The organism is Pseudomonas sp. B21_DOA, from assembly GCA_030544685.1.
In the GTDB taxonomy this organism is placed as follows: Bacteria; Pseudomonadota; Gammaproteobacteria; order Pseudomonadales; family Pseudomonadaceae; genus Aquipseudomonas; species Aquipseudomonas fluorescens_AO.
This window is the reverse complement of sequence record CP086683.1, coordinates 2,274,879-2,298,583: the sequence shown is the minus strand read 5'-3', so window position 1 is coordinate 2,298,583 and position 23,705 is coordinate 2,274,879. Positions and strand designations below refer to the sequence as shown.

The following is a 23,705-nucleotide window of genomic DNA, read 5'->3' as shown; positions in this document are numbered from 1 at the left end:
CCCGGTCTTGCGACCGCTCTGCAAGTAGCAAAAATGCTGTGCAGCATTCTAAGGGCCATGTACTCGGCTCATGCACCAAACATTCAATCAGGCTGCGGTGGCCAATCGACCGCGCGAGGAAAAGCGGGCTGGCTTTCGACTCTTGAAAGCAGTACCCGGTACTTTCTCCAGAGATCAAGTTTTGCCTGAGTCAATGGCAACTGCGTGATTTCCTCATCTGTGGCCATGCCCAGCGCCTCGGAGTCCTGCAGAGTGCTCAAGTCACCCTGCAACTTTGCGATCATCGATGAAGCCAGCGCCGAGAGCGCGGAAGATTTCATACGCATTGCATCTTTCAGTTGTTCTTCGTCGGGTTCGGCAATGTCGCCGTATTCCAGAGCAGCTGCCCGTTCAAACAATTCTCGACCGTGACGCTCCGGATCGTTCGGCGAAGCCGTAAAAGGTACTTCACCCAATGATTCTCTGGTCTCTTCGAAAGTTACCAACAGGTTCAACGAGGTATGTTCCACGTCGTTCCAGCAGGGCTGACGCGCACTCAGAATTGTCATCATTTCAATAAACCCTCAGGCATAGAACAGTTGAGTCAGGGCTGGCACCGTCGGCATTTCGGATTGCCCCCATGATTCGCCAAGTGCCGGCAGGTGCGCCGCCCCAGGCAGAACCGTCGGTGGCCGTGAACCGGCAGTTGACGCCGGCAGCAAGTGCGCCCGGCCCTGTAGCGCCTCCTCCGCCAACGACTAACAACGCATAAGAACCGACCACTCCTGCTTCGGCGGTTGATTGCGCAGCGACCGCTTTGGCATTACCGATGCCGTCGGTCCAGATGCTGCCCAAATCAGTTGCATCGACTTGTGCTCGCAGAGACGTACCGTCGGCCGCCCAGCCGATCATTACCGTATTGTTCGACTGGAAGTTTCCTCCGCCCTGGCGAACCGGTGTGAACCCCAGACGAGGCTGCAAAAGATAGACGCCGTTATCGGAAGTACGCCGCATATAGGGCTGATTCGGATCATTACTGGCAAACCCTGCCCAAGTAATGCCGTCACTGAGCACCCGAGCACTGACCTGGCCGGTAATCTCGGCACGCGTCATCCCATCCGTGATGCCATAGCCCGCAAGCGTCGAGGCACTTTTCGCCAGCATCACGACTTCGTTGCTGTTCTTGTTTCGCATATAAGGAGAAGCGGAGTTCCCACCTGCGAAACCGGCCACAGAACATGTATCCGAAGCGATTTTGGCGTCCAGCAAGCCATTCGTCGCACTCTTGCTGTACACGTCCGCGACGTTGGCCTTGGTCCCGGGGTCAAAGTTGGCCGAACACCACAGGTTGCCAAAACTGGTAGCGTCCACTTGGATCAAGATGTTCTTGCCGTCCCAGCCAATGGATACCGTGTTGCCAAGTTGCCCGGCGCCACCGCCCTGTTTCACAAATGCGCTGTTGGCAGCCACTTTCGTGTACGCATCCACTATGCCGTAGCCATCAAGGGTTGTCGGATTGGAGCCGGCTGTGACTTGCCCCCGTGCATTGACCATGACCTTGCGGTATTCGCCAGATGCGACCCCGGTGTACCCCGCCAGCAATTCAAACGTCAGCGCAGTGGTGCCGACCTTGATCGGACCTGGTGTGGTCAGTTGCCAAAGGCGGGACCTGTTCACCACACCTTCATCGGTCGCAATGACAAAGCTGCTGGTCACTTGATAGTCCTGCGCGGCATCCACGGCGCGCGCCCATGAGCCGGCAGCCACCACGTAAACACCGTTTTGCGATGCATTGGCCTGGTCTTTCACCAGCACTCGATCTGCCACGGCCAGTTGTACACCGTCGATGTTCTGCAAACCGCTGAGGGCAATTGTTCCCGTGGTCGCTACCCGCACCGAGTTCTTGAAGTCATGAGCGGCAAAACTCTGGATGGCTTGCAGCAACTGCGTTGAAACATCTTCCTCGGGCTCCATCCCCGCCGCTTTGATCACGTTCAGGATCTCTTGGGTAACCGCATTGCCCCAAGTTGCCGGGATCAAAGACCCAGGTGTTCCTGCGACCGGGTTCTCGTCCACAAACTGTCCATTCACCAGCCCGACACCGGGGGTGTTTTTCGGGTAATCCATACTTTTTAACCTCTAGTCATAATTGATGTGCACACGGGTATGCGCAGGTGCACTGCGATGGATAAGGCACTCCAGGGCGCTACCGGGATTTACACCAAAGCGCTCACCCCAATAACTGGCGCCGAAACGGCGGCCGATGAATTGCCGACCACCGGTATTGAGCGTCCACATGAACTGCGCCTGCCAACTGCCAAAGTGCCCTTTACCGAAACGTGAGCGCCCCATTCGTGGTGCTCTTAACTCAGCCACGCTGGCGTTGGGATAGCCTTGGGTTCTGGCGATTTCGACGAAGTAGCCTATGGTCTGGCTACCGACTGCGAGCAGGCGCCGGCGCACCGCCAGACGACGGTCGTCGAACAACGGCTTCTGTCCAAGGCACGGATCAGGCAAATTCATGACCCGCTCCCAATCGGGTACCAACTCGCTGACGCCGGCAGGATCCATTTCGTTTTGCAGGTCAACGGCGCGGGCGTCCAGACGCGACAGCTCCTGGGAAATACTCACGAGCACTGCGTCCAGTTCAGGCACTCGTTCCGGATCCCAGGCCGGACCACTGGGCAGCAAGTTGCGTAACTGGGCCTGATATTGCACCGCAGTTCTTATGCCTCCCATATGCAACCCCCGAAGGTCAGCAACTGGTTCTCGGTCGGCACGACATTGCCAACGGGCGCGATCAGTTGGTGGTCATACTCGCCGGTGGCGCTACTGATCGCTTCGCGAATATGACTTTGCAGCAAGGTGTCGCCCAGACCGGCCTCGCGGTTGTGCAAGTCATGCAGTTGCGCTTGCACCGCGGCCCGCACGGCGCTGGTATCAGGACTCAAGCGTATTTTATAGGTGACCGGGACCTGCTCCGGAGCCAGCACATGCACTTCGGCGGTCACCGGACGCAATGGTTCTATATAGGCCTGAACCTCGGCTAATTGCTCAGCCCCGGGAATCGGCTGCGTATCGTCATCGCGCATGATGAACAGGCTGACAATGCCCATGCCGCCATCGCCGCCACGGCACCACGCACGGGTCACGCCCGGTACTTCCAGTGCCCACGTCTCGTAGTCACTGGCCGAACCGCCATGGGGAATCACCCGATAGGAACGAATCACCCGCGAGCGCAGCGACTCGAGGCTTTCGCGGGCCACGCCACCGCTGAGGCCCGGCGCCAGCACCACGAAGCTGTTGCCGACAATCCCGGCAATCGGTTGCACCGGGGTCAGCGTCAGACCGGCGTCGGCATTGCCCAGGCTGCCGGCCTCCAGCGCCGCAATCGTGGTGGTGTTGCTGCCATTGACCGTAGTGCGCGCGGCGATGACTTTGTAGGTGCGGCCATCGTTCGCTTGCAGCAGAGTGTCAACGTCGAGCACCGCGCCAGGTGTTGCAGTAAAACCGACGCTGCCGGTAGCCACTTGTGCAGCTTTGCGCGGTTGGTTCAGGCGCAACGCGGCGATGCGTTCCAGTGTCGATTCATCGGCCTTGTCGGGCAGGATCTGTTGGGCAATCCAGTCGAGATAACCGTACAGGCCATAAGCGGCGCCGCCGAGGGTGCGGGCCAGCACTTGCGCATCGGACTGGCGCAGCGAATCGCCGGCCAGGTCGCTTTGGGTGCGCTTGATCAGCACCGGCAGCGAAGGGGTTTCAAACGGCATAGATCACCTGCCAACTGTTATCGGGGTTGATGTCCAGACGTTCACCGTCGGCCAGGGTCAGGACCGTGCGCAGGTTCAGGCGCTGGGCGTCGAGGCGTTCGCTGATAATGTCGATGGCGCTGCAGTGGCCGTCGTCGAGCAGCCATTGCAAGGCTTCGCGGGCATAGAATTCGGCGTCCATTTGCGTCTGCCGGGTCAGCTTGACCCGGCGCAGCAGCCACAGCCGCGAGCCGATGCGATCGTCGGCAACCGTGGGAAAACTGTCGCCCCACCAGCCGAAGCGTTCTTCGTCATCGAGGGCGTCGTCATCAGCGGCGCGACGCCAGGTGAACAGACTGATGAGCACGGCACGGGTCAGCGCGGCGTGGAGGTTCTGGCTGATGAACATCACTGGCCTCCTGCCGGCGCGCCGGTCTGACCGTTACCGGCCTGCACGCCAACATGCACGTGTTTGATCTGGCTGATGCCGCCGGCCAGTTGATCACCGCTGGAGACGATCTTGCCGGTCTGGTTTATCACCGGCGTGTCGAAGTTAACCGCGCTGCTGGCGCGGATGTTCAGCGTGGCGGTTTCGATGTCGATGATTCGCCCGCGCTTGAAGTGAATCCTGTCACCCTCGTCGGTGTAGATCGCCACTTCACCGGCAGCGAGTGCTTGCAGGCGATAGCGACGGTCGGCGATGACCAGGGCGATGGCATGGGAACGGTCGCCGCCGATGAAGGTGACGACCCCTTCGGCGCCAGCCAACGGATGGCTGGTGAAACCATAGGGCTCGAAGTGTTCGAGGTCGTCGTTGACTTCACCGGCGGTGAGGCGCATTTGCAGCGATTGCAGCTTGGATGCCGAATTGGCGAGCACGACAGTGCCGCGCGCCAGCAGGCGTGTCAGTAGGCTCATGGGTTTCCTTAGACTTTGTCGACACAAACCCTGTGGGAGCGGGCTTGCCCGCGATGGCGGTGTGTCAGGGAAAAAATGTATTTGTTGTCACGACCGCTATCGCGGGCAAGCCCGCTCCCACAGGGGCCATTGTCGCCAGCAGGATCCTGCGTCAGGCCTGGGATTGCTTCGGGGGTGTCGGATCAGGATCAAACGTATGCGGCGGGGCCACTTGCAGCGTGGTCACCGAACCCTGCGCCGACAACGAATAGGTGACCTTGGAAATCAGCATGTCGCCATCGAAATCCAGCACCGGATCCTTGACCTTCACCAGCGTGTTATGGCGCCACAAATCGCCATTGCTCTGCCGCCAGCCCTGCACCTGATAGGTGGTGGTCTGTGCGCGGCCCATGCGGGTCGCGCTTTCCCATTGGGCACGCTGCTGCGCCAACTCAAAGGTCAGCTGTGTGCCTTCATTGATCACCGTGGTGCGCCGCCGCTTGAAACTCAGATCGGCCGCCGTCGACTCGACTTCGCTGACCGCCGCGCCGCTTTTTGCATCCGAGCCTTTCTGCTGGCCGATCACCCGGTACTCGGAGAACACCTGGCTGAAATCCATCGGCGCATTGGCCGACAGGATGTTCTTGCCCAGCTCCAGCGCATCGCTGGCGCGGCCACCGCTGCCGGGTTTGGCCAACACCAACTGGCCCAGCTCGTTGTCGGTGGAAAACACCCGCAGCAGCGAGAGCAATCGGTCGATCGACTGGAATGCCGTTTCACCCGGCACGATGGTGTGTTTGGTCAGGCGTGTGGTTTCGCTGATCTCGTTGACCACTGACAGCCCATATTCGCTCGCCAGATCGCGGACGATAGTCAGCAAGGGTTGTTGCTGCCATTGGCTGGGCAGGTTGCGGGCGGCGCAATCGACCAGATCCTGGGTCTTGGAACTGCCTTCGATGGTCAGGCTGATCTGCCGCCCGTCATAGCGGATCGGTGCTTTGAACACGTAACCGGTGAGCACCAGGTCCTTGCCGATTTTCACTTCGCAGGGGTCGCCGGGTTTGATCCTTTGATCTACGGTCTGACCGGGCCACTGCCAGGTAATGTCGAGCTTGAAAGTGCGGAACTGACGCTCCAGATCGGCGGTGATTTCGACGCTTTTCCAGCCGCCGTATTCCATGTCGTTGACCGTCAGCGTGACGTGATTGTCCATCTCGCTCATGACGTCACTCCCGCGAGACTTTTACATTGTTGGGCGAGAAACCCGGATGGGTGATCGCGTTGCGCTGAGTCACCTCTTCGACTCGCGTGGCGTCGCCGAACTGCTTGTAGGCCACGACCACTGCCGGAAAGCTCTCCTGAAACGATTTGCTGACTTGCCGCACGCCGGAGGACGCCACCGCTTTGAGATGAGCCACCAGCGCTTCCTTTACATCGTTGATGGCCTGGAAGTGCGCAGGTCCGGCTTTCGCCAGCATTGGATCAATGGCGGCAGTCACCGCAGCGCGCAGGGCTTGCATGTCATCGCTGACAGGGACTTCCTGACGGCTGACCGGCGACGTCGACTGTTGAGCCACCGACGGTGTCGACGCCAGTTTTACCGGCGTGCTCGCCACCGGCATCGACGCGACCCACTGCGCGACTTTGACCAGTATCGTGTCCTGCACCAGATCGGCCATGGCCTGCGCTGCGGCATTGGTGTCCTTGCCCGTGGTGATCTTCGGCGCATCAGCCTTGCGAATCGCTTCGAGCTGCTGCGACACGTCGGCAATCACGCCACGGTAGCCTTCCTTGGCGAACGCTTTCAGCTCCTTGATATCACCGAGCAAACCCTTGAATTCCGCCGCCACTTCCTTGGGCAATTCCTTCACGGCTTTGACCAGTTCAGTGATCTGGCGGTACTGCTCGATCAAAGGTTTCAGTTGCTCCTTGATCACCTCGTAAACCCCGGTGAGGCTGTTGCGCAGGTTGGTGATGCCGATCCGCGCTGCCTTGATCAACGTCATCGCCTGTTCGAAACGCGCCACCGCCGAACCCAGCAGACCGTCGGCCTTGGCCAGCAGCACTTTCTGCGTACTGACCGTGGCGGTCGGAAACGGCAGGGGTTGGTCGGGATAGAACTTCAGCGCGAATGTCACTAGCCCACCGTCCTGGCGCGTGTGGGTCATGTCGCATTCGCCGACCTTGACCTGCAGACGTCCGAGCCACGGATGCACCAGTTCGCCACGGCCCTGCTCCAGCGCTTTGAGCAGCTTGTCGCGCTGCTCCAGGCAATCGGGGCCGATGATGAACGCCGTCAGATCGTGGGTCTTGGCCTGCTGGCCGAGGTCCTCGAAAAACGGCAGGTCGCGTTGCGGGTATTCATGCAACTGCCCTTTGCGACCGACCGGGGTTTTCGCCTGGTCGATCCAGAAACCGACACCGCGAAAGGATGCCGGCAACAAACGGTCACGCCAGTTCATTGGGAACCTCCCATCGACAGTGAGCGATAGCCGATGCGTGAAGACACGGCCAGGCCCGGTTGATTGGTTTGCGGTTGTTCGGTGCGCAGGCCGGCCGGTGCATTTTCGAAGCGCACGGTCAGGCCGCCTTCAAGTTGCGTGCGGTTGTTGGCAGCGCTTTGCTGGATCAGCGCGCTGGAGGTTTGCGGCAACGAACCGCTTTGCAGTGTGCCATTGCCAACAGGCGCCGGGTTGGCAGCGAAGAACGCCGGCGCCAGTTCGCCTTTGCCTTCGGCATTGGTCTGGCGTTGTGCTTCAGTGAGAGTTTCAACCTTGCCGGTGACCTTGGCGATCAGTCCGGCGAAGCCACCCTCGAACAATTCCTTGATCGGCGCGATGACGGTTTGCAGCTTTTGCCACAACTCGCCGAACCACTCGGTGATCGGTCCCCAACTCTCGATGATCTGATCCAGAGGCTTCCATTCGAACAGGCCGTGCAAAAATCCACGACCGGCGCGGACAGTGCCAATACAACGCCCCAGATCGCCGAAAAGACCTCACCGATTGGCTGCCAATACTGGGCAATCTGCTCCAGCGGCGACCACTCGAACAGGCTGGAGAAAAAGCCTCTGACCCGCTGCACAGATGTTTGCAGCGCCATCCAGATCGGTTCGAAAAACCCGACAATCCCACCCCAGGCACTGGTCAGCATTTCCATCGGGAAAAAATCGAACAGCGTCCGCACGATGTCCCGGGTGCTTTGCACCGCCGATTGCAGCGTCGTGAACATCGGTTCGAAGAACGTGACGACACCACCCCACGCGTCGGTAATCATCTGCATCGGCGAGAAATCGAACAGCGACACGAGGAATTCTTTCGCCGGTAGCGCGACTTTTCGCAGACCGCTGAACATCGGTTCGAAGAACGTCACGACACTACCCCACGCATCGGTAATCATCTGCATCGGCGAGAAATCGAACAGGTTTCTGAGAAACGCCATCACCGGCACACTCAAGGCCTTGAGCAATTCCCAGATCGCCGAGAACAGGCCGGTCAGCGGCCCCCAGTTTTCGATGATCATGCCGGCAGGCGACCACGCGAAAACCGATTTGAAGAAGTCGATCACTGGCGCCGTCACAGTCATGACCTTGCCCCAGATAGCCGAGAACAATCCCGTGACCGGTTGCCACAACGCCGCCAGGGCGGCCAGCGGTCGCCAGTCGAGTATCGAGCGCAACGTCGCCATCGCACTCGCGCCGGCGTTTTTCACGCCTTCCCACATCCCGGTGAAGAACGCGCTGATCGGTGTCCAGTTGGCAACGATCAAACCGGCCGCCACGGCAATGCCCATGGCGATCAACATGATCGGGTTGGTCTTGAGCACCATGCTCATGACGTCCATCACCTGGGTCATACCGGTGACCGCGGTTTGCATGGCGGAGAAGGCAATCGCCCCCGCCGCCAGGCCTTCGACCAGTTGCGGATTGTCAGCGAGCAGGCTGCCGACCTGAGTCAGCACCGGTTCCAGACCAACCACCAAGGCCCCGACGGCCGGCACCAGCGCGGCGTCGACCGAAGCCGAAACCTTTTCCATCGAAGCGCTGAACACATTCATGTTCTGCGCCGCGACTTTCGGCGCGGCGGGCAGCTCGACGGTTTTCGCCGTATCGCTGACTTCGCTCAATTTGCCCTGGAACGCAGCCGCCGACTTGATCCCTTCCACGAACGGTGTGATCACGCTGCCGCCCTTGAACAGACCACTGATGTCCAGTTTGCCGAGGCCGGTCTGCTCGAGATTGTTTTTGAAACTCTCAACCTTCACGCGCAGGGCGCCGAGTTTGGGCGAGAGTTCATCGATGCCGGTGATCAGCACCGGTTTCGGGGTTTTCTTCTCTTCGTCTGCCATCACTGCACCTGCTGCATCGCATTGATCCGTTGCGCGTGCTCCAGCGATTCGCGGAGCACATCCAGTGGCCTGGCCATCATCTGTTCGGGGTCAACCTTCCAGAACCAGGCCAGGTCATAGGCGACGGCGATCAGGTCGGTGATGGCGCCGACGCCGCACTCATGAAAAAACTCGCAACGGCCCAGCTCAGCGTGTTGAGGTCAGCCAGATCCAACTGGTTGACCGACGACGGCGGAATGCCGGCGCACACGGCGATGTATTTGGCCGCCACGTCCATGTCGAGGCTGACTTCTTCGCTCTTGTCGATCTTGTACGGCAGCGCCTTGATCGCTCGCACTTCCTGCACCGTCGGACGGCGCAGGACGAGTTCGGTCAGAGGCTCGCCGTGGGCTTCGATTGCTACTTGAAGCTTCACGGCGCCGCTCATTGCCAGGTCCCCTTGATGCCTTCGAATTTCAGTTCGATGGTGGCGTCGTCGCCCTTGGAGACTGGCTCCTCGACCAGATAGGCGCCGGCCAGCACGTAGACTTTGCCGTTGCTGAATTCGCAGGTGACGGTGATATCGGTGCCTTCGATCAGCTTCTTCAGCGGGAAGTCGGCGGTGTGCAGCGCGGTCACTTTGAACGACGGTGCGATGTCGGTTTCCTTGTAGAAACCGGGCACGACGGTTTCACGTTTGACGGCCATCAGCGGGGCTTCGCAGCCGCCATTGATGGTCAGTTGTGCGCCGTCGACCTTGACGTAGCAGGTGCCTGCAATCAGTTGACCCATGGTGTTTCTCCCTTGAATAAAAAAGCCCACGCGAGGTGGGCTGAATGCTTAGCGACGACGGCGCCGATCAGGCCGCGTCGTCGTACTGCAGACGGAACTGGTTGAGCAGTGCGAACACGCGCAGACCGTTGATGTAATCCGGCGGGAACAGCACGTTCACGCGGCTCGGGTCCTGCACGTCGCGCTCGACGATCAGGTGCTCGGCGAACAGCTCGGCGTTCTCCACATGACCTTCCAGCTCAAGCTTGGCGTACTGCGCGATCAGCTCACCGCGAATGGTCGCTGGCGTGACGATCGGTTGGCCGGCGCCGAAACGGGTGCCGTCGGAGGCCAGTTTGTGGCGGCCGTACTTGCTGGTGATCACACTTTGCAGACGACGCACGATGAACGCCGACTGGTGCATGGTTTCGCTGTCCAGATAGGAGTTGTCGGCCTGACCGTAAGCGTTCTTCTGGTAGGTGGTGATCGAACGCTGGATGCGCACGTAACCGCCTTCGTAGTAAGCAGTGGCGATGCCGTAGTTGAGCAGCGACTGACGCTCGGTCAGGGTGAAACGCTCGCTTGCCGGCGCCGGGTCGACGCCCGGCAGGCTGCCGCTTTGTGTCGGGCGGCTGGCGTCGGCGGAGATGAACACCGCCGTGCGCGCTGCCAGTGCCGCCGCTTGTACCCAGAACGGTTGCGGTACGCCCGGCTCCAGCGCCTGGATGGTCATGTGCTGGTCATTACGCGCCTGGCCTGCGGCGACCAGCGTGCCGACCGTGCCGCGTTTGGCGCTGTAGACGTGACCGAACAGTTGCTTGGCCCACGACCAGCGCCCGGTGCTGTCATCCATGACCGCTTGCCAGGTGTTGAGGGTGGCCAGATCGGACCACGGCAAGGCGATGAATTCGAAAGGCTCGTCGCCCAGTGCCGCGACGGCGGCGATCTGATCTGGTACACCGGCGCCGCCGGTCATGGCGGTGATTGCACTGGTCAGGCCAGCCGGAGTTTCTTCGCCGTTGCTCTTGCCCAGGCGATTGAATTGCAGGCTGATGTCATTGCCGCTGTCGCCGGTCCATTTGGCGTTCAGGGTGACAATACCTTCAGCAGCGGCTGCGCTGACCGGCAGGTCGGCAGTGGCGTTGATTTTCTGCGCCAGTGCAGTGGCCGCTTGCGCGGCGGTGGCGCCATTGACCACGGTGGCTTGCACACGTACGCCGCCGACATACAGGTTGAGCATGCCCGCCTGGGTCGCGGTGCCGGTCAGAGTCAGCACACCCTTGGCGATTGCGCCTTCAGTGTTGTGCAGCGGCAGGCACCAGATCTCGCCGATCGGGTCGGCCTTACGGAAGGTCTCGTACATCGAGGCGAGCATCGAGCCCTGGCCGCCGATGCTTTTCGCCAGCGCCACGCTGGAAACCAGCACCAGTTTGCCGACTTCAGTCGGGGCAATATTGTCGTTGACCTGCGCGACGATCAAACGGCGCATGGCCGAGGTCGCGCTGTTGGCGGCCGAGTTGTCCATTTCGGCATAGAACAGCGGCACACGAATGTCCGCCGGGATGTTGCTGAATCCGATCGCCATTATTTGGCTCCCTGTGGTTTAGCCGCTTTTGCGGTTTTGAGTGTGATATCGCCGTCGGCCAGACGCCGGCGCCACCAGGCGCTGTCCAGCACTTCACGGCCTTCGGCAGGTAGCAAGTCGCCCGCCTCCGGGTCAGGTACGACACGGCCAGCGGCCGGCACTACGGTGATGCGGTTGCTCATGGGGTTACGTCTCCAGAGAAAGTCATTTCCACCCGGCCATCCGGGCCCGGGCGTTGCAGATTGGGGTCAGCCGGATCGATCGCATCGACCCGCACCGTCATCCCGGTAAAGGACGACAAAGCGTCCAGTTCGCGCTCGTGCCAACTCTCCGCAGGCTGACTTGGCAGATTGCGGCCGAGCTGGAACTCGGCATAAAAACGCAGCCGATAGAACACGCAGCTGCTGTTGATCGACGCGAGTTCACCGCCGTCGTAGACGATGGCGCTGTAGTCGGCATCGGGCTTGAACCCCACCAGCGCGCGCCACAGTTCGGCGCGCAGGTCGTGCAACAGATCCAGCGCTTTTGTCGCGTCGGTCGCGTCAAGCACCAGGACGATTTCGAAGCGCTCGCGGATCGGTTGGGTGACGAGGTTTTGGGTGGTGCTGTTGCTGGCCAGATCGGCGATTGGCAGCACGTGGGCCGAAGGTGTTGGCAGATCCGGGTTGCCTTGCAGCAGCGCCAGATCGAGGCCCACCGAAATATGATTGGCAAGCCCAGGGCATTGCCCACGCAGTTGCGTGAGGATCGGGGTGATCTTCATGGGGGTGTTCCGAAGTAAGAGAAATTACAGTGAACGCCGCAGTCCCTGTGGGAGCGAGCCTGCTCGCGAAAGCGGTCGATCAGTCACATCGATGCTGAAGCTGACCTCCCTTTCGCGAGCAGGCTCGCTCCCACAGGAATATGCATTCGGTTCAGGATTACTGTTCAGCCTTGGGATCCAGGCACGACGCATCAATCAGGCAGCGATAGCTGTTCTCGCGACTGCCGCTGGCGGTAACCTTGTCGATCGACCAGCGTCCGCGCATGAAGTCCGGCCAGCTCGCATCGAGCAACAGCAGACCTTCGGCCGCCAGGCGCGGATCGCCCGGGCAGGTGATCTTCACCTTGTACTTTTGGCGCAGCATCTTGCGTACTTCGCCCTCGCCTACCGCGATGGCATCCGCTTCGCTGGGCTGCTTCTGGCGCACGGTCTTGAACGGCGCTACGCCCGTCTCGACCCAACGCAACACCCCGGCCGCCGCATCCCAGAAACAGGTCTTGCAGCCCTTGACCTGCTCGCGGGCCGATTCTTCCAGCGTGGCGCTGATGAATGCGTGATCGCCAGGGCGATTGTTGTGCGTAACCGACAGGGCCACGTCCGGCAGAATCTGCCCCGACAACGACTTGGTCTGCCCGGGCCGCGCCAGCACATACACGTCGCCGTAAGGCTTGGCCACGACGTTGTACTTTTTCGCCAGACGCGTGACAAAACCCATGTCGGTCTCGTTGGACTGGTCGATGTGCTCGATGCGGATCAACGAAACTTCAGGCGCGACCCGTGGCGAAAAGCCGTGGGGTTCTACCAGCTTGCGAAATAACCCGCCCAGCGTCGTCGGCCCATGACTGACGGTGCGGCGCTGCTTGAAGCCGGTTTCATCATCCTTGCTGAACGGCGCCGCAGTGGCCACCAGTGTGAGGCGAAACGGGAACAGTGTCGGCGTCAGACGCGTCACTTTGAACTGGCCTTTATCGATCATTGCGGTTTCCCGATAACCGACTTGCAGACCAATTTTTCCGCCCAGACTCGGCAGCCCTTCAAGGCCCTCCAGATCGATGGTCAGCGTCAGCTGATCGGACTCGAAACCGGCGGCATCAATGTGCTCCCAACTGATCAGACGCTGATTGAGCAGGGCCGCGTTGGCCCCGTAGATATTCACCGCCGGCGTAAATCCCAGTGCCATGCCCCTCCTTAATCCCAGGCCGTCGCTGCTTTGACCACCGCAGGTTTCACGTCCAGTTCCGGCAGCTCGACCCAGACGCCAGCGGGCAGAATCGACCCGTGCTCGGCCAAGGTCGGGTTGAGTTTCCACAGCGCCTCTTCAGCGGTGTCATCACTGCGCCCGGTTTCCCGAAAGAGCAGCAGATTCACCGAGTCACCGGCCACGCTTCGTGCCTTACGCATTGTTGAACTCCGCCAATTCAATGACCCAATCGACCACCATCGCCGTGCCGTCATCGATGATCTGGGTCTGGGTTTCCTGAACGCTACTGATCCGCCACAGACCCCAATTGCGACCAATCCCATCGATCAACGGCAGCGGAGTACGCAGAGCCTGTAGCGCACGCAACTCATCGAGCCGATCCATGGCTACGGCGTACATCGACTTGCCGGTGATGGTCAGGGTTTCCGGTTTTTGTCCGGTCTGGCTGGACTTGGGTTTGCTGGTGAGGATCTGTATCTCGGTCCAGCCTCCGTCAGACTTGCGCAGTAACTGGTGGTACGCAAAGTTGCGCGACAGGCCAAAGATGAAATTGCCCAGTGCCATTTGTTGTTTCATCAGGCGACTCCATCGGTCAGGGCTGCATCGCGGCGCGTGGCAAGAGGGTTGTTGGTCATCAATGGGGTGATTTGCATGAATTGGTTTTGTAGATGTTGCGCGACCAACAGACCGATCTTGTCCGAGCTGCCGGGATCGCTGCAGTAGACCTGCACAGTCGGTGCATACGTCAGCGGCTGCGCTGCAGGCTGAGCAGTCGTCAGTTCTTTACTGACCTGCTCGGGCGCAGCGAGCTTGTCCGGTGTTGGCGCAACCAGTTTCTCTCCCAGCCAACTGCCTCCTTCCGAGCCGAGCCACCCACCGATGAGCCCACCAATGAGGCCGCCTACCACCATGCCCGGCGCCAACCCGATGCTGCCTATCGATGCACCTATGGCGGAACCGGCGGCCGCACCGGCCCAGCCACCGCCAGCGGCACCCAGGCCTGTCGCCATTTTGCGCTTGTCACCGCTGGCTACGCCTTCGACGACATCGGCGGCGCCGATTGCCGCCTTCACCGGCCAAGGCATGATTCGTGACACGGGGCGAATTTCAGCGGCCGCAGCGCCCAGGCGCGGAGCACTGGGCCATGCTGCCTGTTCGAATATCTTCAACCCGTTGCTGGCGCTGGAAGCCCGATTGGCAATGACGGGCCCCGCCCCTGAGTAAGCGAGTTCACAGCGGCACCCGCTGATCCAGCCGGTTTCCAGCGATCAGGAATACGGCTGGCGGCTTTATCGACAATGCCTTTGCCTAAACGCTCCTTGAGTTGATCGGCAACCGATTCGAGAACGAAGTCGAACACTGGTTTGGCCCACTCAGCCGCCGTCAAAACGGCACCGGTGGTTTTCGGATAGGTCTCGGCCAGCTCACTCAACTTATCGGTCGAATGCGTATCGCCCGGTTTCTCGATGTCGGGTGCCAATGCGTCGCCTTTGGCGACCGACAAGCGCTCCTCTCGCGCATTCTTGATGTTCAACTGCCCTTGTTGGGTATTGGCGAGCGCCAGCGCGGACGCTTTCACCGAGGCGTTGTCGCCCAGGGCCGAGGTCGCATATTGGCGTTTATCGGTTACCTGGAAAAACGCTTCGTTGACCTGTGCCAGGTTCTGCGAAAGCGCGAGCGCGGCATTGCCACTGTCGGCAAATAGCGTGCGGGCCAATGCCGTACGTTGTTCGACGGGTTTGGCGTTCAGCGCAGCCAGCACCGTCAGCACAGCGCCTTGTTGCGAGCCTTGGTTGCCGGTATCGCGCAAGGCTTGCGCAACAGCTTTGGAATCAAGCTTCAATTGTTGCCAGGCGGCCGCTTCAGCCGCGGAGGCCTGGTCGCCTTTAGCCAACGCATCGGAAATGTTTTTCAGCGCAACGCCGGCATCATCCTTTTTCGCGCCAGCGTTCAGCAGTGCTGCCGACAGCGCCGCTGCCTTTTCCGGTTGCAGGCCGGCGGCTACTGCTGACTCACCCGACTGTTGCAGGACTGCACCGATGTCGGCTGACTGCACATCCCCAGGCAGCTTGCCGAGGTGGTTGACCGCGTCCGCCAGATCAACGGCCTCGTCCCGCGTAAGCTTCATCGAGGTCCGCCAGACCTTGGTCATTTCGGCCACTTCCATCGCCGGGAGCTTGAAGGCCGCCGCCGTGATCGCCACGTCGTTGGCAAAGGTCAGCAACTCGAGCTTTTTGTCAGAAGCATTGGCGTATTGGCTGCCAAGCCCTGCTTTGGCTGCCACGCTTGCGACATTGACCAGATCCACCCCGGTAGTGCCACCCGCCGCTACTAGCGGGGCGCTGGCCATGATCAGGCTGGACTGGGCGACGTCCTTTCCATCCTCGCGCGAAATTCCGGCGACGCTGCTCAGCGCGGCCGCCGCCGTATCCATTGCCAGCGCCGACTTGCGGGTTGCTGGAAGCTCAGCATTCGCTGAGGGTTTTTCCTCGGTTTTGCGCGCGCCGGATGAGTCGCCCTTCGCTCCAGCACTGGACGTCAGTGACAAAGAACGTAGCGCCGCGAGCGTCACGTTCAACGCGTCTATCGCCGTAGTGAGCAGACTGATCTTGCCGCTGGCCGTCAGTAACGCCTGATGCAGGCCGCCCGTCTGGTCTGTGGCGAGAAGTGGTCCGGGTGCTGCTCCCAACGCCGCTGCGCTCAGGCTGATATTGGCCAGCGCGAGGCCCTTGCTGTCGTCAGCATTCGTTAGCGCAAATTGATTCACTGCCATTGCCGCTCTACTCCTGTTTCACGCCAAGGCGAGTGATCGCTATGTCGTAGCGGCGCAACGCCTTCTCGGCGTCCCATTCCAGAATCTCCGCCTCACTTACCGAGTAAATGAGCGGGACGATATCGAGGATTACTTCGATGTCGCGTTCCGAAAGTAGGCCGCCGGCTGGTTTAAAAATCATCAATGCGCACCTGCAATTGCGTCCAGTCAGGGACGGTCAGCTGGGCCAGATCGGGGATCATCAGGCCGGTGCAGTGGGCAGTGATGAATTCGGCGCGTTCCTTCGCCGTTTTCAGTTTCTTCATCACTTTGGTGGCGCGCAGCACGGGCATTTCCAGACTCAGAGACGTCACGGTGCGGCCGGTCACGGCGAGCGGTTGCAACAGTTGAATCTCGTCTGGATCGACAGACATTTTCCCGTCTTCGACCTGTTCGAGAAAGTACGAACTCGGCCGGGTGGACATCTCATGGACGTACTGCGCGATGCTCACGTAATCCGGGCGTTTGAGCTGGTCGAGTTCCTTGACCGACAGGCCGGTGGCGAGCAACGCCAGCTCGAAAAACTGATCGTCTTCGTCATCGCCAGCGCGTTCCAGCGCTTCTTTCTGGGCGGCGTAGAACAGCGGTTTGAGCTGGATCGTTTCAATCTGCGAACCGTCATCGCCGGTGATCGGCGACAGCAGTTCGTGTTGGGGTGGCATCCACGGCATGTATGAAGTCCTTGGTGATTCTTTGGGAATTATTGAAATCCCTTGTGGGAGCGGGCTTGCCCGCGATGAGGGCGGCACTTCCAACATTGAGTTGATTGACCCACAGCTATCGCGGGCAAGCCCGCTCCCACAGGTTTTGTGTGTGGCGTGCTGCTGGTTTACGGCATCAACACCGCACGCCGGGCATCACCGAGGATGTCGACGCCGTTGAGCACGAATTTCTGCGTGCGCACGTCGATGTCGATCACCGGCACGCCGTTTTCCAGGCGGTTGTAAGTGCGGCAGGACAGTTCCAGGTTGGTCTTGGGTTTCTCGCCCATTTTCACTGCGGTTTCCTCAAGGGATTTCAGCTGGCCGCCGACGGTGTGGTAGGTGAACCAAGTGTTGCCGTCCTGATCCTGACCGGCTTCGCGCACGTTCAGCAGGATGTCGTCGCCCAGCTTCACGCCCAGCGCCAGCAGCACTTCGGCGCCGAGGCCTTGCAGGGTCAGCTTGGCGCCGAGCGCTTTGCCGCCCTTGGCCATTTCTTCGACGATGAAGCGCCCGCCGCGCATCTCTTCCATGTCGAATTCGATTTTCGGCGGGGTGAATTCCTCAACGGTCGCCGACAACGGCAGGCCTTGCAGGGTGGCCGCGATGGCCTGTCTTACGCGGTTGGTAAACATTAGAGAACGTCCTCCAGGAACTGCTCGATGATTTCATCGCGGGCGTTGAGTTGATAAACCATGTGTTCGTTCGGCGCGTAGCGGCCGTAGTCGATGACCACGTACCAGGTGCCGTTCTTGTACTTCTCGACGCTGTTGAGTTCCGGGTGCAGATAGACGCTGCCGCCGGGAATGGTTTCGTCGGCAACCAGGGTCTGCAGCCAGTCGTTGATGCGCTTGACCTCCTGATCCATGAAGGATTTGGTGAGGTTCTTGGCCATGGCTTTCTGGCCGGCCTTGACCAGCTTGCGGCTGATCGCGTCTTCGAGGCCGACGTAGCTGATGAACTTGCCGGTGACCGAGCGGTTACCCAGCAGCGAGAAGCCGCCAAGCACGGTGCGGGCGTAGTAGCTGACGCCGTAACGGTTGAGCAGATCGCCTTCGGTGGAAGTGTCGAGAATGTTGTATTCGACGACGCGCGAGACGTCTTCGGCGTAGGTCACCTGGTTGCCAGGGCTCTCCCACTGCTTGACCTTGGCCAGCGCGGCAATCGCCAGACTGGACGGCGACAGGAAGACGTTTTTCTTCGCCGCTTTCGAATACACGGCGGGCATGTTGTGCACCACCAGGCAACGGTCGAAACCGAGCTCGGCGCCGCCGAGTTCCTGGCTGTACAGCACCTGATCGGCCACCGAGACATCCTTGCCGTCCAGCACCACACGGGCCTTGATGCGCTTGCCGAACGCGGCGAACTCACCGGCCACCGCTTTGCTGCCGGTAAAGCCCGGCGCACCGATGATGGTCAGGTCTTCCGGGACACTGCCCAGCGCCGCCAGACCCAGCTTGCGGCCAGTGGCCGGCTCGACACCGCCAATCACATTGTTGACCGTGTCGGCCGGCGTCGCGCCTGCCTCGACGATGACTACGTACACCGGCACCTTGACCACTTTGAGGATCTGGTAAACCGCGTGATACAGCGTGCCCTCTTCCGACCCGGTCGGGTCGAGCAGCGCGTGAGTGGTAAAGCTGTTGATGCGGAACGGCGCGTTACGCGGAATCAGTGGATCGGCTTTCGGCGCGGTGCCGACCAGACCGATGACGTTGTCACCCAGGCCACCCATGGCCTCGGGGGATTCGCTGGCATTGACGGTAATGCCGTTGTGCTCGAAGTTCAGAACCTCAGCCATGTTCAGTCAGCCTTCTTGGCAGCGGCCTTTTTGGCCTGGGGGATAGGGGTTTTCGGTTCAAGTCGACCGGCAAAGTGCAAGGCACTGGCCTCGACATCGAGCAGATCGAGTTCTTGACCAGCGCTCGACCAATGCCCACCGCCGGTGGGGAATGGAACGAGCACGGTGTAGGTTTGGCGGGTTGCCATTTTTCGTTTCTCCATAAACGGGAAAGCCCCTCGGAGAGAGGGACTTTGGCGGGTGTTGGGTGTTTTAAGAGGGATAGAAAACGCCCCGGGGCCGGGACGTTCTAGCGAGTTTGCGATGCGATCCAGGCAGGTCGATCAGGCCGCGCCTGCTCGCCTGGAAAACCCTCAGACTGCGGCCAATCGCGCAGTGATTTCAGATAGTTCAATAGCGCTTCATATTGCTCAGCGGACAACGTCGTAGCGCTTGCCATTTCAACTTCATCATGGTGACGCTCTCTCAACCATTTGATCCTTTCGATCTCACCATCACGCCAGATGCGCTCGCGGTTGGCCTGAGACTGACCGTCCAATTCAGGTATTTTAAGCACCGGTCGACCGTTTTCGTTCGCATCGATTACCAAAGCTTGTGCCTCTCCCGCCAATAGCTCGGAGCGCAGTTCTGCAGTGATCTCAACAGCATCGTCGGGCATTGCAACATGCACAGCGTCGTCATAAAAGCCACCAGTTGAGGCGGCATAAAAAATAGACATCGGTATCTCCCTGTTACCAGCCAACGGAAATCCATGGCCCGTTCGGTTGACCGCTGCTGCCGATGGCAGAAACAGTGAACTTCGTAAGGCCACCGTACATAACGCATAGGGTGGAGGTGATTGAAGTAGAGCCCGTCGAAGAGCTGTTTCCGACCAGTGTCATCACCTGAGCCACTGGGTAGGCTATCGGAAAGGTGACGCTTACTTGTCCGCCTGCCTCAATCGCATTGATCGTCCCCCACTGGATGATCACGCCGCCCAACCAGCTTGGCAGCATGAGATAACCGGTGCGTTCCCTGGATACGGAAAAGCCCCAGCGCAGCTTCTTCGGAGTGACGATGGTTTTGTCATCTGCGCCTGCATCGGTCTGCGCCTGGGTGGCCAGTTTCGCAGTACCTTGATTGGACTCAGTCGATTGCTGTGCGAGCGGTGTCAGTGCCGCAATGTCAATGCTTCCCTGATTGACCGGCGCGTTCCAGGCCTTGATGCACCACATCACCGCCAAGTTACGCGGGCGCGTTTCATTGCCCACGTTGCCGGTTATCGGGACATCCGAATTGGCGCCAGTTCCGGCTCCGCTCATGGCAAGAGCCAGACCAGAGCCGGACGCTGCTGCCGTGGTCATTGTTTGCCGGAGAGCATGCAAGTGAGATTGAAATTGATGATTCTGGGAACTACCGACGGTTCGATCAGCATCTACGCCGCGACCATGATCCCACCCACGCAAAAACTCCCCACGCGAATCGGGCAACCGGAAGTTGCCTGCGCCCTCATCGCCCTTGTTGAATTTCGTACCGAGGTAAGCAGCCAGATCCGGATAAGTAGCGGTGCTCTGCACGCTGCCATCCAGTTCCAGAAATCCGGGTGGGACGATGCCTGTAGGAAAGGCCATTACAGCACCGACCGGCACGGCAGAACCAAGCCGCGAAACCTCCTTGACCAGTGCTGCTACGTCGATGTTTCCCTGATTGACCGGGGTATTCCAGGCCTTGATGCACCACATGACGGCTATGTTGCGGGGGCGGGTTTCAGTCGCGGAGCCGTAGTTGTAAGTCCTGACGCTTCCGATGGACAGCTCAGCGTTGTCGCCTCCGAACGTTGAACGTAGCGCCCAGTCAGAGGCGGTATCCTTTAACACTACGGACGGTATTTCCCCATTAGGATCAACCGCTTGCCCACCGCCAGAACCAGTCGGAAGGTAATGGCTGTGTGCCTTTAAGTTATCGGTTTGCGTGCTGCCAAGAGTGCGGCCAGCATCCACTCCCCGCCCATGATCCCAACCCCGCAAAAACTCCCCACGCGCTTCCGGCAGCCGAAAGTTGCCAACCCCCTCATCACCCTTGTTGAACTTGCCACCCAAATAGGCGCTCAAGTCCGGGTAAGTCGCACTGCTCTTGACGCTGTTATCCAGCTCCAGAAACCCCGGCGGTGGCGCATCAACCGGGAACGCCACAATCGACCCCACCGGCAGCGCCGAGGCGTTGGCAATCAGCGCTTCAACTTCGGCCTTGGTATACGAATCCTTTATGCCAAAACCGGCCAGCGTTTCAGGATTGGCCCCGGCCGTGGCGCGCCCATATTCATCAACCGTCAGACTCTTGTAAGTCCCGGCAGCAATCCCGGTTCGCCCGGCCAGCATCTTGAAGGTCAGGGCCGTAGTGCCCAGCGTAATCGGCGCGTTGGTGGTCAGGTGCCACAGCGAATCCCCGTTCGCCGAGCCCTCCTCGACCATCACCGTCAGGCCCGGCGTGACTTTGGCGCTGCTGTTGGCATCAGTCGCGCGCTGCCAGTCGCCGTTGGTAACGATCCACAGCCCGTTGTCCTTGGCCAAGGTCTGGCTCGGCAGCAACACACGGTCGCCGGCGATTACCGCCACACCATCAATCTGCTGCGCGCCGTTCAACACGACATTGCCAGTCGCCGCAACACGCACCGATTGCTTGCCATCGAGCTTGCCGAGTTCTTCGGCCAGATAGCTCATGACCCAGGCACGCGTGGCCTTGACCACCGTGTCATCAATCAACAACGTCACCAGCGACGCATTGCTCGTCTCGAAAATCGAGCGGATGTAGAACTCCTTGCCCGAGCCCGACGTCGCCAGCACCGGTTTGAACGACTCCGGGTATTTGACGATGGCGTAGAGAATACCGGTGTCGGTCCACAGGCCGGCTTCACGCACATACCAGCCGCCGACATCCGGCGGGATGGTCACTTCGGCGAGCAGCCAGCTCGGGTTTTTCTCGTCCTGGAACAGTGCATTGAGCGGCCCGCGCCAGACTTCGCGTTTCAGCGCGGTGGCGGTCGCGGCCGGGTTGTAGACCGCGCCGTTGCCGTCGCCGACGGAAATCTGCGTCAGCTTGATCGGCGTACCTGCGGCCTTGCACGCCGTTTCGTAGGCAATCCCTGCGTTGGTGAGCAGGGTGTAATAGTCAGCCATTCAGGCCCCCTGAGGATAAATAGTGGATGTTTCGACGGTGTACAAAGCCGCGGCCATGAACGCCTCGCCAGAGGTTTCAAGGCCTTCGGTGAACACCGGATAAACCGTAGTCAGCTCGCCGCAGAACGTCGCGGCGCCGATGACGTGATTGCCAAACGCGCTCAAGCCCACCGACACCGAGAGAATGTCCCGCTCGCTTTTGGCATCGGCCAGACGGCGGTCGAGACGTGCATCGATTTCTTCGCTGTAGGGTTGGTCGCTGAAGGCTCGTACGGAAAAGCTGTACGGCACGCCGGGCGGTGTCTGTTCGTACCAGGCACGGATTTCCGGGCGCAGTTGCAACCCCTTGGCGGCGTTTTCCAGCGCTTTTCGAGTGCCGGCCTGGCGTGCAGTGGGCCAGGCCAGTTCGACGGTCAGGCGTTTTTCCGCTTCCGGCGCATCGCTGCTCCATTCGGCGACGCCGCGATCGGCCGCCAGGTAAGGCAGGAAAGCCACCGGGGTGGCGCTGGGGTTCATCAGTTCGGGAAACGGCGGCGCGATGCGATCGAGCAAGGCGCCAAAGCCCAGATCGAGCCCGCGCTCAAGGGCTGAGCTGTTGGCCGGCAGCAGTGTCGGATGTTGCGTTGGTTCACTCATAGGGTCAGCACCTCGACTTCGACCGCCGTGCAGTACGGCGCCTGAAATGCGGTGGTGACGATCGGCGTCAGCGGTTCGAGAATCTGCAGTTGCACGGCGCCGGCGCTGTGCAACGTGTAGTCGATCCAGCTCGGATCGACCCGACCTTCGAGGCGATGACAACTGTCGGCGTAAGCCTGCAATTGCGCTTGCGCCGCGACCTTGGTCAGGCCCGAATCGGGGCCGGAATTGATCTTGGCAATGACGCGGATTTTGTACCGCTGGATCTCGGCAGCCTTGACGGTGACAAGGTCGGTTTCCGGGCGCACATCCGGTCGGGCGAAATGCTGACGGACGCCGTCGAGCAATGCTTCGGAAGGTGTGCCATCGCCTTCTCGCGAAAGCACGGTGACCTGCACCTCGCCCGGCGCAGTGCGCCGCCCATTGCCATCCTTGACCTGCGCGGCGAGGCCGTCGGGATCGAAGGTGTAGGTGACGTTTACCACGCCGGAATCAGTGGACTCGACCTGCACCGTGGGCCGCTCGCCGAGGGTGAATACCTCACGGCGATACTGCATCCGCGAACCAGCCGCCGGTGCATGAGGTGCCAGGTAATAACGCAGCCGAGCGTCGTCATCACTTTCATAAATCGCCGGCACCGGCGGAAATGCCGCCGGGTCGCCGGGATCGATCAATTGCCGCTCCAAGCCCATGTCCGCCAGCCGCGCATCCAGATTGCTGCCAGTCGCCCACCACGCCAGCATCTGCTTGATGCGCGCATTGTATTTGCGCTCATGGGTTTGCAGGCGCACGCAGAACGCTTCCAGCGCGAGGGTGAGCAATTCGCTTTCGTTTTCCAGACTGGTCTTGAGTTTTTCGGCGCTGGTCGGCGAACGAGCACCCACGTATTCGATGACGAAAGTCTTGAACTCGGCGAGCAGATCTTCAAACGCTTCGACTGTGATCAGCGCGGGTTCGGCCAGCTGATTCTGGCCCGGGATAAGCATGCTCATGTCGCCACCTCGAAAGTTTGTTGGCGGTTTTTCCAGGTGCCGGCAAATCGCAGCAGCAGGCCGTCGCCGTGGCGACTGGCAACAATCACTTGCGGCTGAAAATCATCGATACCGTTTTGCGAGTTGTAGAACGCTTGCGCGGCGTGGCTCTGCGCCAGAAGCAGAACGTCGTCACCGAGGTTCTGCCCGAGCAGCGTGGGGATCAGCGATCCATACAAAGGGCGTTTTTGCCGGGTGCCCAGCGGCGTGGTCAGGGCCCGGGTCGCGCGCTGCACAAACTGCAGCCAGTCGTCGACCGTGGCCCCGCTTTCTCTATCGATTCCGATCATGGGAGGCT

26 protein-coding genes and 2 pseudogenes are annotated in these 23,705 nt (G+C 60.4%); all 28 read right to left on the bottom strand.

The features are described from left to right. Nucleotides 1-83: 83 nt before the first annotated feature. Nucleotides 84-551 carry a tail fiber assembly protein gene (locus LJU32_10450; GenBank protein WKV90526.1) on the bottom strand — a complete coding sequence of 156 codons (468 nt, stop codon included), beginning with the start codon at nt 549-551 and terminating at the stop codon, nt 84-86. Between the two features lies 1 nt (nt 552). Continuing rightward, complete coding sequence (locus LJU32_10445; protein ID WKV90525.1) at nt 553-2,106, bottom strand: phage tail protein; 1,554 nt, start codon at nt 2,104-2,106, stop codon at nt 553-555. Between the two features lie 12 nt (nt 2,107-2,118). Further along, nucleotides 2,119-2,718 carry a YmfQ family protein gene (locus LJU32_10440; GenBank protein ID WKV90524.1) on the bottom strand — a complete coding sequence of 200 codons (600 nt, stop codon included), beginning with the start codon at nt 2,716-2,718 and terminating at the stop codon, nt 2,119-2,121. Then, nucleotides 2,706-3,749: a baseplate J/gp47 family protein gene (locus tag LJU32_10435; protein ID WKV90523.1), complete on the bottom strand. Its 1,044-nt coding sequence runs from the start codon at nt 3,747-3,749 to the stop codon at nt 2,706-2,708. Before LJU32_10435 ends, LJU32_10440 begins: the two co-directional genes overlap by 13 nt. Next, nucleotides 3,739-4,137: a phage GP46 family protein gene (locus LJU32_10430; protein WKV90522.1), complete on the bottom strand. Its 399-nt coding sequence runs from the start codon at nt 4,135-4,137 to the stop codon at nt 3,739-3,741. Before LJU32_10430 ends, LJU32_10435 begins: the two co-directional genes overlap by 11 nt. Beyond that, nucleotides 4,137-4,646 carry a phage baseplate assembly protein gene (locus LJU32_10425; GenBank protein ID WKV90521.1) on the bottom strand — a complete coding sequence of 170 codons (510 nt, stop codon included), beginning with the start codon at nt 4,644-4,646 and terminating at the stop codon, nt 4,137-4,139. Before LJU32_10425 ends, LJU32_10430 begins: the two co-directional genes overlap by 1 nt. 151 nt (nt 4,647-4,797) lie before the next feature. Then, nucleotides 4,798-5,847, bottom strand: coding sequence for a baseplate protein (locus tag LJU32_10420; GenBank protein WKV90520.1), 1,050 nt, complete (start codon nt 5,845-5,847; stop codon nt 4,798-4,800). A gap of 4 nt (nt 5,848-5,851) precedes the next feature. Continuing rightward, nucleotides 5,852-7,087, bottom strand: coding sequence for a DNA circularization N-terminal domain-containing protein (locus tag LJU32_10415; protein WKV90519.1), 1,236 nt, complete (start codon nt 7,085-7,087; stop codon nt 5,852-5,854). Next, nucleotides 7,084-8,972, bottom strand: a pseudogene (locus LJU32_10410) (phage tail protein). The gene LJU32_10415 and the pseudogene LJU32_10410 overlap by 4 nt, the downstream one beginning before the upstream one ends. Nucleotides 8,973-9,102: 130 nt before the next feature. Next, a complete protein-coding gene (locus tag LJU32_10405; protein WKV90518.1) occupies nt 9,103-9,399 on the bottom strand; it encodes a phage tail assembly protein in 297 nt (98 codons plus the stop codon). Then, nucleotides 9,396-9,743: a phage tail tube protein gene (locus tag LJU32_10400; GenBank protein ID WKV90517.1), complete on the bottom strand. Its 348-nt coding sequence runs from the start codon at nt 9,741-9,743 to the stop codon at nt 9,396-9,398. Before LJU32_10400 ends, LJU32_10405 begins: the two co-directional genes overlap by 4 nt. Before the next feature lie 67 nt (nt 9,744-9,810). Then, entirely contained in the window at nt 9,811-11,307 is a 1,497-nt protein-coding gene (locus LJU32_10395) for a phage tail sheath subtilisin-like domain-containing protein (GenBank protein ID WKV90516.1), read from the bottom strand. After that, nucleotides 11,307-11,489 (bottom strand): DUF2635 domain-containing protein, encoded by a 183-nt coding sequence (locus tag LJU32_10390; protein ID WKV90515.1) that lies wholly within the window; start codon nt 11,487-11,489, stop codon nt 11,307-11,309. The genes LJU32_10395 and LJU32_10390 overlap by 1 nt, the downstream gene beginning before the upstream one ends. After that, nucleotides 11,486-12,070 (bottom strand): hypothetical protein, encoded by a 585-nt coding sequence (locus LJU32_10385; GenBank protein ID WKV90514.1) that lies wholly within the window; start codon nt 12,068-12,070, stop codon nt 11,486-11,488. Before LJU32_10385 ends, LJU32_10390 begins: the two co-directional genes overlap by 4 nt. Before the next feature lie 157 nt (nt 12,071-12,227). After that, entirely contained in the window at nt 12,228-13,250 is a 1,023-nt protein-coding gene (locus tag LJU32_10380) for a phage late control D family protein (protein WKV90513.1), read from the bottom strand. An 8-nt stretch (nt 13,251-13,258) separates the two neighbouring features. After that, on the bottom strand, nt 13,259-13,471 hold the full coding sequence (locus LJU32_10375) for a tail protein X (protein WKV90512.1): 213 nt from the start codon (nt 13,469-13,471) through the stop codon (nt 13,259-13,261). Next, nucleotides 13,464-13,847 (bottom strand): phage tail protein, encoded by a 384-nt coding sequence (locus LJU32_10370; protein WKV90511.1) that lies wholly within the window; start codon nt 13,845-13,847, stop codon nt 13,464-13,466. Before LJU32_10370 ends, LJU32_10375 begins: the two co-directional genes overlap by 8 nt. Beyond that, nucleotides 13,847-14,440, bottom strand: a complete 594-nt coding sequence (locus tag LJU32_10365; protein WKV90510.1) for a hypothetical protein — start codon at nt 14,438-14,440, stop codon at nt 13,847-13,849. The genes LJU32_10370 and LJU32_10365 overlap by 1 nt, the downstream gene beginning before the upstream one ends. Further along, complete coding sequence (locus tag LJU32_10360; GenBank protein WKV90509.1) at nt 14,437-16,044, bottom strand: phage tail tape measure protein; 1,608 nt, start codon at nt 16,042-16,044, stop codon at nt 14,437-14,439. Before LJU32_10360 ends, LJU32_10365 begins: the two co-directional genes overlap by 4 nt. 129 nt (nt 16,045-16,173) lie before the next feature. Next, a pseudogene (locus LJU32_10355) lies at nt 16,174-16,754 on the bottom strand (phage tail assembly protein). 158 nt (nt 16,755-16,912) lie between these two features. Continuing rightward, complete coding sequence (locus LJU32_10350; protein WKV90508.1) at nt 16,913-17,419, bottom strand: phage major tail tube protein; 507 nt, start codon at nt 17,417-17,419, stop codon at nt 16,913-16,915. After that, the gene (locus tag LJU32_10345) at nt 17,419-18,585 is read right to left on the bottom strand and encodes a phage tail protein (protein ID WKV90507.1); all 1,167 of its coding nucleotides are present in this window, start codon (nt 18,583-18,585) and stop codon (nt 17,419-17,421) included. The genes LJU32_10350 and LJU32_10345 overlap by 1 nt, the downstream gene beginning before the upstream one ends. Before the next feature lie 2 nt (nt 18,586-18,587). Beyond that, the gene (locus LJU32_10340) at nt 18,588-18,773 is read right to left on the bottom strand and encodes a hypothetical protein (GenBank protein ID WKV90506.1); all 186 of its coding nucleotides are present in this window, start codon (nt 18,771-18,773) and stop codon (nt 18,588-18,590) included. A gap of 101 nt (nt 18,774-18,874) precedes the next feature. Then, nucleotides 18,875-19,303, bottom strand: a complete 429-nt coding sequence (locus tag LJU32_10335; GenBank protein WKV90505.1) for a phage tail assembly chaperone — start codon at nt 19,301-19,303, stop codon at nt 18,875-18,877. Between the two features lie 13 nt (nt 19,304-19,316). Then, complete coding sequence (locus LJU32_10330; GenBank protein ID WKV90504.1) at nt 19,317-21,740, bottom strand: phage tail protein; 2,424 nt, start codon at nt 21,738-21,740, stop codon at nt 19,317-19,319. Continuing rightward, nucleotides 21,741-22,376 carry a phage tail protein I gene (locus LJU32_10325; GenBank protein ID WKV90503.1) on the bottom strand — a complete coding sequence of 212 codons (636 nt, stop codon included), beginning with the start codon at nt 22,374-22,376 and terminating at the stop codon, nt 21,741-21,743. It abuts the gene before it with no gap. Further along, nucleotides 22,373-23,368 (bottom strand): baseplate J/gp47 family protein, encoded by a 996-nt coding sequence (locus LJU32_10320; protein ID WKV90502.1) that lies wholly within the window; start codon nt 23,366-23,368, stop codon nt 22,373-22,375. Before LJU32_10320 ends, LJU32_10325 begins: the two co-directional genes overlap by 4 nt. Next, nucleotides 23,365-23,697 (bottom strand): phage baseplate protein, encoded by a 333-nt coding sequence (locus LJU32_10315; GenBank protein WKV90501.1) that lies wholly within the window; start codon nt 23,695-23,697, stop codon nt 23,365-23,367. Before LJU32_10315 ends, LJU32_10320 begins: the two co-directional genes overlap by 4 nt. Between the last annotated feature and the right edge of the window lie 8 nt (nt 23,698-23,705).